The following is an 8,743-nucleotide window of genomic DNA, read 5'->3' on the forward strand; positions in this document are numbered from 1 at the left end:
ACCCCCATCTGGCCGCCCGCGCCACCTTCGCCGACCACTTCGGGATCACCCAGCCCGCCCCCGCCCCGCGCTTCTCCGCCACGCCCGGGGCGGTGCGGCGCGCACCCGCCCGGCCCGGAGCGGACACCGCCGAGGTGGCCCGCGACTGGGGCGTGCCCTCTCTCACCGACCGCGCCCCAGGCCAGCAGGAGGACCGTTGAAGCGCCGGCTCTACACCGCGGAACACGAGGCGTTCCGCGACACCGTCCGCACCTTCCTCACCAAGGAGGTGCTGCCGCACCACGACCGCTGGGAGCGGGAGGGCGTCGTCGACCGCGCCGCCTGGCAGGCCGCCGGCCGTCAGGGGCTGCTCGGGCTCGCCGTGCCCGAGGAGTACGGCGGCGGGGGGAACGACGACTTCCGCTACAGCGCGGTGCTGGCCGAGGAGTTCGCCCGGGCCGGCGTCTCCGGGCTCGCCATCGGACTGCACAACGACATCATCGGCCCGTATCTCACCTCGCTCGCCACCGAGGAGCAGAAGCGCCGCTGGCTGCCCGGGTTCTGCGGCGGCGAGACCATCGGCGCCATCGCCATGACCGAGCCCGGGGCGGGCTCCGACCTCCAGGGCATCCGCACCACCGCCACCGACCGGGGCGACCACTGGGTGCTCAACGGCTCCAAGACCTTCATCTCCAACGGCATCCTCGCCGACCTCGTCATCGTGGTGGCCCGGACCACCCCGGAGGGCGGGGCGAAGGGGCTGAGCCTGCTGGTCGTCGAGCGCGGCATGCCCGGCTTCGAGCGCGGCCGCAACCTCGAGAAGATCGGACAGAAGGCCCAGGACACCGCCGAGCTGTTCTTCCACGACGTGGCCGTCCCCAAGGCGAATCTGCTCGGCACGGAGAACGGCGCGTTCGTCCACCTCATGGAGAACCTGGTCCAGGAGCGCCTGACCATCGCCGTGTCCGCGATCGCCGCCGCCGAGCGCCTGCTGGAGACGACCACCGCGTACGTCAAGGAGCGGGAGGCGTTCGGCCGGCCGCTGGCCAAGCTCCAGCACGTCCGCTTCGAGATCGCCGAACTGGCCACCGAGTGCGCGGTCACCCGCACCTTCGTCGACCGCTGCGTCACCGACCATACGGCGGGCGAGCTCGACGCCGTGCACGCCTCGATGGCCAAGTGGTGGGCCACCGAGCTCCAGAAGCGCGCCGCGGACCGCTGTCTGCAACTCCACGGAGGGTACGGCTATATGAGCGAGTATCCGGTCGCCCGCGCCTTCACCGACGGCCGCATCCAGACGATCTACGGGGGCACCACGGAGATCATGAAGGAGATCATCGGCCGCGCCCTCCTCTCCTGAGCGCCCGCCCCACCGTCCGAAAGGCCGCCGATCGTGAGCACCGAAGCCTATGTGTACGACGCCATCCGCACCCCGCGCGGGCGCGGCAAGTCCCAGGGCGCGCTGCACGGAACGAAACCCATCGATCTCGTCGTCGGACTGATCCACGAGATCCGCCGCCGGCTGCCCGGCCTCGACCCGGCCGCCATCGACGACGTGGTCCTCGGCGTCGTCAGCCCGCACGGTGACCAGGGCTCGGACATCGCCAAGATCGCGGCGATCGCCGCGGGCCTGCCCGACACCGTCGCCGGCGTCCAGGAGAACCGCTTCTGCGCCTCCGGCCTGGAGGCCGTCAACCTCGCCGCCGCCAAGGTCCGCTCCGGCTGGGAGGACCTGGTGCTGGCCGGCGGCGTGGAGTCCATGTCCCGCGTCCCCATGGGCTCCGACGGCGGCGCCTGGGCGATGGACCCCATGACCAGCTTCGAGACCGGCTTCGTCCCCCAGGGCATCGGCGCCGACCTCATCGCCACCATCGAGGGCTTCAGCCGCCGCGACGTCGACACCTACGCCGCCGAGTCCCAGGCCCGCGCCGCCGAGGCGTGGAAGGAGGGCCGCTTCGACCGCTCCGTGATCCCCGTGCGCGACCGCAGCGGACTGGTCGTCCTCGACCGCGACGAACACCTGCGGCCGGGCACCACGGTCGACAGCCTCGCCGGGCTGAAGCCGTCCTTCGCCACCATCGGCGACGCCGGGGGCTTCGACGCGGTGGCCCTGCAGAAGTACCACTGGGTCGAGCGGATCGACCACGTCCACCACGCCGGCAACTCGTCCGGGATCGTCGACGGCGCGGCCCTCGTGGCGATCGGCAACCGGGAGGTCGGCGAGCGCCACGGGCTCACCCCCCGCGCCCGGATCGTCTCCGCCGCCGTCTCCGGCGCCGACCCCACCATCATGCTCACCGGCCCCGCGCCCGCCTCCCGCAAGGCACTGGCCAAGGCCGGGCTGACCATCGACGACATCGATCTGGTGGAGATCAACGAGGCCTTCGCCGCCGTCGTGCTGCGCTTCGTCCGCGAGATGAGCCTGAGCCTGGACAAGGTCAACGTCAACGGCGGCGCCATCGCCCTGGGTCACCCGCTCGGCGCCACCGGCGCGATGCTGCTCGGCACCGTCATCGACGAGCTGGAGCGCCGCGATCTGCGATACGGCCTGGTCACCCTCTGCGTGGGCGGCGGCATGGGCGCCGCCACCGTCGTCGAACGGCTCTGATCACGGGCTCCAGAGCCTCGCGCCCGCTCCCCGGCCACCCTTGACGGAAGAGACATGTGAGATGACCGAGAACACCACCATTCGCTGGGAGCGGGACGACGACGGCGTCGTCACCCTGGTCCTCGACGACCCCCGGCAGTCCGCCAACACGATGAACGCCGCCTTCATCGCCTCCCTCGAAGCGGCCGTCGACCGTCTGGAGGCCGAGCGCGACACCGTCCGGGGCGTCATCGTCACCTCCGCCAAGAAGAGCTTCTTCGCCGGCGGCGACCTGCGGGACCTCAGCGCCGTCGGGCCCGCCGACGCCCGGCGCGCCTTCGACACCGGCATGGCCGTCAAGCGGAGCCTGCGCCGCCTGGAGACCCTGGGCAAGCCGGTGGTCGCCGCGATCAACGGAGCCGCCCTCGGCGGGGGGTACGAGATCGCCCTCGCCTGTCACCACCGTGTCGCGCTGGACGCCCCCGGCTCCAGGATCGGGCTGCCCGAGGTCACCCTCGGGCTGCTGCCGGGCGGCGGCGGGGTGGTGCGCACCGTACGGCTGCTCGGGATCACCGACGCGCTGCTGAAGGTGCTGCTCCAGGGCACCCAGTACACCCCCCGGCGGGCCCTGGAGGCCGGCCTGGTGCACGAGGTGGTCGACTCCCCGGAGGCCATGCTCGCCCGGGCCCGGGCCTTCATCGACGCCCACCCCGAGTCCCGGCAGCCCTGGGACACCGACGGCTATCGCATCCCCGGCGGCACGCCGGCGAGCCGCTCGCTCGCCGCCCATCTGCCCGCCTTCCCCGCCAACCTCCGCAAGCAGCTCAACGGCGCCCCCTACCCCGCGCCGCGCAACATCCTCGCCGCCGCGGTGGAGGGGTCCCAGGTCGACATCGACACCGCGTTCACCATCGAGGCGCGCCATTTCACGGAGCTCGTCACCGGGCAGACCGCCAAGAACATGATCCAGGCGTTCTTCTTCGACCTCCAGGCGGTCAACTCCGGCGCCAGCCGCCCCCGGGGCGTGCCGCCGCGGACCGTCCGCAGGGTCGCCGTGCTCGGCGCCGGCATGATGGGCGCGGGCATCGCGTACGCCTGTGCGAAGGCCGGCATCGAGGTCGTCCTCAAGGACGTATCCCTCGACGCCGCGGAGAAGGGCAAGGCGTACTCGGCGGGACTCCTGGCGAAGGCCCTCGCCCGGGGCCGCACCACCGAGGCGAAGCGCGACGAACTGCTGGCGCGGATCACCCCCACCGCCACCCCCGGGGACCTCGCCGGCTGTTACGCCGTCATCGAGGCCGTGTTCGAGGACCAGAGCCTCAAGCACACGGTGTTCCGGGAGATCGAGGACATCGTCGCCCCCGACGCGCTCCTGTGCTCCAACACCTCCACCCTGCCCATCACCGAGCTCGCCCAGGGCGTGCGGCGGGAGGCGGACTTCATCGGGCTGCACTTCTTCTCGCCCGTGGACAAGATGCCGCTGGTGGAGATCATCAAGGGGGAGAAGACCGGGGACGAGGCGCTGGCCCGCGCCTTCGACCTGGTGCGGCAGATCCGCAAGACCCCCATCGTCGTCAACGACTCCCGCGGCTTCTTCACCTCCCGGGTCATCGGGCAGTTCATCAACGAGGGCGTGGCGATGGTGGGGGAGGGCGTCGAGCCGGCCTCCGTCGAACAGGCGGCCGCCCAGGCGGGGTACCCGGCGAAGGTGCTCGCCCTGATGGACGAGCTGACCCTCACCCTGCCGCGGAAGATCCGCCAGGAGTCCCGGCGGGCCGTCGAGGCCGCCGGCGGCACCTGGCCGGAGCACCCCGCCGAGGCGGTCATCGACCGCATGGTCGACGAGTTCGGCCGCACGGGCCGCAGCGGGGGAGCGGGCTTCTACGACTACGAGGACGGCAAGCGGGTCGGCCTCTGGCCGGGGCTGCGCGAACACTTCGGCCGGCACCACGGGAGCGTCCCGTTCGAGGACATGAAGGAGCGCATGCTCTTCGCCGAGGCGCTCGACTCCGTGCGCTGCCTGGAGGAGGGCGTCCTGACCTCCGTCGCCGACGCGAACATCGGCTCGATCCTCGGCATCGGCTTCCCCGGCTGGACGGGTGGGGTGCTGCAGTACATCAATGGGTACGAGGGCGGGCTGCCGGGGTTCGTGGCCCGCGCGCGGGAGCTCCAGGCGGCGTACGGGGAGCGGTTCGCGCCGCCCGCGCTCCTGCTGGACAAGGCGGCCAAGGGCGCGACCTTCACCGACGCACCGACCGACGCACCGGCGGGCGCATCCACCGACGCATCGACGCACGCGCCCACCGACGCACCGGCCTGACCCCGCGCCCGCACCGCGCACCGGCCGGTCCCCCGCGTCCTTCCCGGAGGGCCCTCTCACCCCTCCGGGAAGGACCCGCGGAGCTCCTCCCGCAACGACCGCTGGAACGCCGTCACCAGCGCCTGCACCACCATCGGCTGCATGTGCGCCGACAGCGTCCGCATCGTCTCCACCCGCTCCGGGTCCCGCTCCCGCTCACGGTACGGCTCCCACACCTCGTCCTTGAAGAGCCGGCTGAGCTCGCGCGCCGCCTGCCGCGTGTGGTCCAGGACCACCTCCCGGGCGGCGAGCACCGTCTCCAGCGAGATCGGCACTTCCAACAGCCGCACGCCGAGGTGGAGCAGGCCCGGGTCGACCCGGAACACCTCCGGGTCCGCCGTCCGCTCCAGCACGTTCATCGCGGCGAGCCGGTCGATGTCCTCGCCGGTCAGCGGCCGCCCGGCGCGGCGCTCCAGCTCGCGGTGGGTGGCCTCGCGCGGCGCGTCGGGCGCCCAGGTGGCCACCAGGGCCCGGTGCAGGGCCAGCTCGTGGGGGCTCAGGCCGTCCGGCAGGCGCTGGAGGTAGCGCTCGATGGCGGCCAGCGTCAGCCCCTGGTGCTGGAGCTCCTCGATCAGGGCCAGCCGGGACAGGTGGGCGGGGCCGTAGCGGCCCACCCGGCGCGGCCCTATCTCGGGCGGCGGCAGCAGCCCGCGGGTGCTGTAGAAGCGGATGGTGCGGACCGTGACCCCGGCGCGGGCGGCCAGCTCGTCGACGGTGAGCATGGGCTCCTGGGTCCTTGTGCTCATGGGGTTCGGGCCTCGCTCTCTGCCGTGCGGTTCACCAGGCGCAACAGTAATGGTGTCCCACCGGTGGTGTCCGACGCCGGTGACGCCGATAATTGACGCTCCGTCAGGTGCGGCCTACCGTGCTGCCGTGGCATGGGACATCCCGACCGCACGCGCCGGCCGACGCGCCGCCGTCGTCGTCCTCGCCCTGGTGACGGCCTGGGCGGGCGGTTCCGTGCCGCCCCGCACGACCACTGCCACGGCCGCCGCCCTCGCCCCCGCCCCCACCGGCGGCGACGAGGGAAAGCTGCCCGGTGGCCCGGACCCGTACCGCTATCTGGAGGACCCCCGCAGGACCGCCGAGGGTCAGGAGCCCCCGCACGCCCCGCTGCGACCGGGCGTCGGCGAGGCGCCCGACGAGGAGCTCTCCCTCGACGGCACCTGGCGGTTCGCCCTCGCCGACCTGCCGGAGCACGCCCCCGCGGGGTTCTGGCGGGAGGGCCACGACACCTCCTCCTGGCGGCGGGTCACCGTGCCGCACACCTGGCAGACGGACGACCTGGACCACCCGATCTTCCGCAATGTGCAGAGCGAGATGGTCCCCGACGCGCCCCCCAAGGTGCCCCGCGACACCAACCCCACCGGCGCGTACACCCGGGACGTCGACGTGCCCGCCTCCTGGGCCGGTCGCCGCTCCGTACTGCGCTTCGAGGGCGTGACCTCCGGCTGGTTCCTCTGGGTCAACGGCCGCTACGTGGGCTACGACCAGGGCGGCTATGTGCCGGCCGAGTTCGATGTGACCGGCCTGCTGCGCCCCGGCCGCGCCAACCGCGTCGCCGTCCAGGTGCACCGCTGGACGGCCGGCTCCTACCTGGAGGACTACGACCAGTGGCGGTTCTCCGGCATCTTCCGGTCCGTCACCCTCCGCTCCACCCCCCTGACCCGCATGGCCGACCTCCACGTCACCACCGACCTCGACGACGCCTACCGCGACGCCACCCTGCGCGCCCGGGTGGAGCTGGCCCGCTCCCCGGGCGGCACCTCCGGCCGGCACACGGTCGAGGGCGTGCTGTACGACCCGGAGGGGCGCGAGGTACGCAGGCTGTCCGGCGCCGCCGAGCTGCCCGGCACGCCCCTGCCCACGGCGGCCCGGGCCCCCGCGGCCGCCGTCGACCTCTCCGCCCCGGTGGCGACCCCCGCCCTGTGGTCCGACGAGAGCCCCCGGCTGTACACCCTCGCGCTGCGGCTGCGCGCCCCCGACGGCCGGGTCCTCCAGACCACCGAGCAGACCGTCGGCTTCCGCGAGGTCGAGGTCAGGGACGGGCTGCTCACCCTCAACGGAAAGCGCCTGGTCGTCCGGGGCGTCAACCGCGCCGAGACCTCGCCCGACAGCGGCCGCCACGTCCCCCGCGCGCTCATGGAACGCGACCTCGCGCTGATGAAGCGGCTCAACATCAACGCCATCCGCACCGCGCACTACCCCTCCGACCCGTATCTGTACGAGCTCGCCGACCGCCAGGGGTTCCTGATCGACGACGAGATGGAGGTCGAGACCCACAGCCACGAGAACTGCCCGCAGGACTGTCTGGCGGACCGGCCCGAGTGGCAGCCGGCCTTCCTCGACCGCCACATCGGCATGGTCGAACGCGACCGGAACCACCCCAGCGTCATCCTGTGGGACACCGGCAACGAGGCCGGGCTCGGCCGCGCCCACCACGCCATGGCCGAGTGGACCCGGGCCGCGGACCCCACCCGCCCCCTCTACCACCAGTCCAACCGGCCCGACGGCGACGCCCCCTTCGCCCAGGTGGCCGGCCCGCGCTACCCCACCCCCGCGGCGCTCGCTGCCAAGGCCGCCGCCGGCCCCAAGCCCCTGGTGATGGGCGAGTACGCGCACGCCATGGGCAACAGCCTCGGCAACTTCCGCGAGTTCTGGGAGGTGGTCCGCGCGCACCCGCGCGCCCAGGGCGGCTTCGTCTGGGACTGGGCCGAGCAGTCCATCCGCCGCCCGCTGATCACCACCCCCGACGCGGCGCGCCACCGCGTCCCCGCGAGCCTCTCCGGCCGGCCCCGGATCGTCGACGGCGCGCACGGCAAGGCCCTGTACCTCTCCGGCCTGGACGACTTCGTCGAGATCCGCCGGGACCCCGCGCTGGACCTCACCGGCACCGGCCTCACCCTGGACGCCCTGGTCAGGCCGGCCGAGCCGTGGACGGGTGACTTCACCATGATCAGCAAGGGGGAGCAGTACGTCCTGCGGATGCGGGACCGCGCCACCGTGGAGTTCACCGTCACCAGCGGCGGGCGGCCCCACACGGTCACGGCACCCGTCCCGGACGGCTGGGCCGGCGCCTGGCACCGGGTCACCGGTACGTACGACGGCCGGGCGCTCAGGCTCCACCTGGACGGGCGGGAGCGGGGCGCCACCCCCTTCACCGGCCGCATCGACCACACCCCGTACGACCCCGCCGTCGGCCGCAACACCGACACCATGGAGGACGGCTACGGCGGCCGCACCGCGCACGGCTCCATCGACCGCGTCCGCGTCCACCCCACCGCCCTGACCGCCGCCGAACTGGCCGCCGGCGCCGACCCCGTGGACCGCGCGGTGCTCGCCCTCGACTTCGACGACTTCACCACCGAGGGCAGCCACCTCTCGTACGGGCTGTACGAGTCCGGCGTCGACGGGCTGGTCACCGCCGACCGCGAGCCCCAGCCGGAGACCGCCCAGCTCGCCTGGGTGCTGGCCCCCGTCCGGATCACCGCGACGGACGCCGACGCCCGGCGCGGCGTCGTCACCGTCACCAATGAGCGCGCCGCCACCGACACCTCCGACCTGGAGCTGCGCTGGGCCGTCACCGAGGGGGAGCGCACCGTGGCCCGGGGCACCGCGCCCCTCGACGTCGGGCCCGGCGCCACCGCGACCGTACGGCTGCCCCGACCGCCGCCCGACCCCGAGGGCCGGGAGCGCCACCTCATGGTGGAGGCGGTCACGGCCCGCGACGCGCCCTGGGCGCCGGCCGGGCACCGCGTCTCCTTCGGCCAGTTCGCGATCGGCGGCACGGCCGTCCCCGGCCCGGCGCCCGCCCAGCC

At 73.6% G+C, this 8,743-nt stretch carries 5 protein-coding genes and 1 pseudogene; 5 read left to right on the forward strand and 1 reads right to left on the reverse strand.

Annotation, left to right across the window (positions count from 1 at the left end):
* The 4 genes and pseudogenes from ACSNOD_RS24530 to ACSNOD_RS24545 form a co-directional block, all read left to right on the forward strand.
* Positions 1–200 (forward strand): annotated as a pseudogene (locus ACSNOD_RS24530) (CoA transferase); the annotation flags it as partial.
* Positions 197–1,339 carry an acyl-CoA dehydrogenase family protein gene (locus ACSNOD_RS24535; RefSeq protein ID WP_436769210.1) on the forward strand — a complete coding sequence of 381 codons (1,143 nt, stop codon included), beginning with the start codon at positions 197–199 and terminating at the stop codon, positions 1,337–1,339. The pseudogene ACSNOD_RS24530 and the gene ACSNOD_RS24535, both read left to right, overlap by 4 nt.
* Before the next feature lie 33 nt (positions 1,340–1,372).
* Positions 1,373–2,587, forward strand: a complete 1,215-nt coding sequence (locus tag ACSNOD_RS24540) for an acetyl-CoA C-acetyltransferase (protein ID WP_436769211.1) — start codon at positions 1,373–1,375, stop codon at positions 2,585–2,587.
* A gap of 61 nt (positions 2,588–2,648) precedes the next feature.
* Positions 2,649–4,886: a 3-hydroxyacyl-CoA dehydrogenase NAD-binding domain-containing protein gene (locus tag ACSNOD_RS24545; protein ID WP_436769212.1), complete on the forward strand. Its 2,238-nt coding sequence runs from the start codon at positions 2,649–2,651 to the stop codon at positions 4,884–4,886.
* Positions 4,887–4,942: 56 nt separating this feature from the next.
* Here the strand turns inward: ACSNOD_RS24545 and ACSNOD_RS24550 are convergent, their stop codons facing one another.
* The gene (locus ACSNOD_RS24550) at positions 4,943–5,671 is read right to left on the reverse strand and encodes a MerR family transcriptional regulator (protein ID WP_436769213.1); all 729 of its coding nucleotides are present in this window, start codon (positions 5,669–5,671) and stop codon (positions 4,943–4,945) included.
* A 127-nt stretch (positions 5,672–5,798) separates the two neighbouring features.
* On the opposite strand from ACSNOD_RS24550, the gene ACSNOD_RS24555 reads away from it, so the two are divergent.
* The coding region (locus ACSNOD_RS24555; protein WP_436769214.1) for a glycoside hydrolase family 2 TIM barrel-domain containing protein at positions 5,799–8,743 on the forward strand (2,945 nt) is incomplete at its 3' end.

This window comes from Streptomyces sp. URMC 123 (genome assembly GCF_051386515.1).
Classification (GTDB): Bacteria; Actinomycetota; Actinomycetes; order Streptomycetales; family Streptomycetaceae; genus Streptomyces.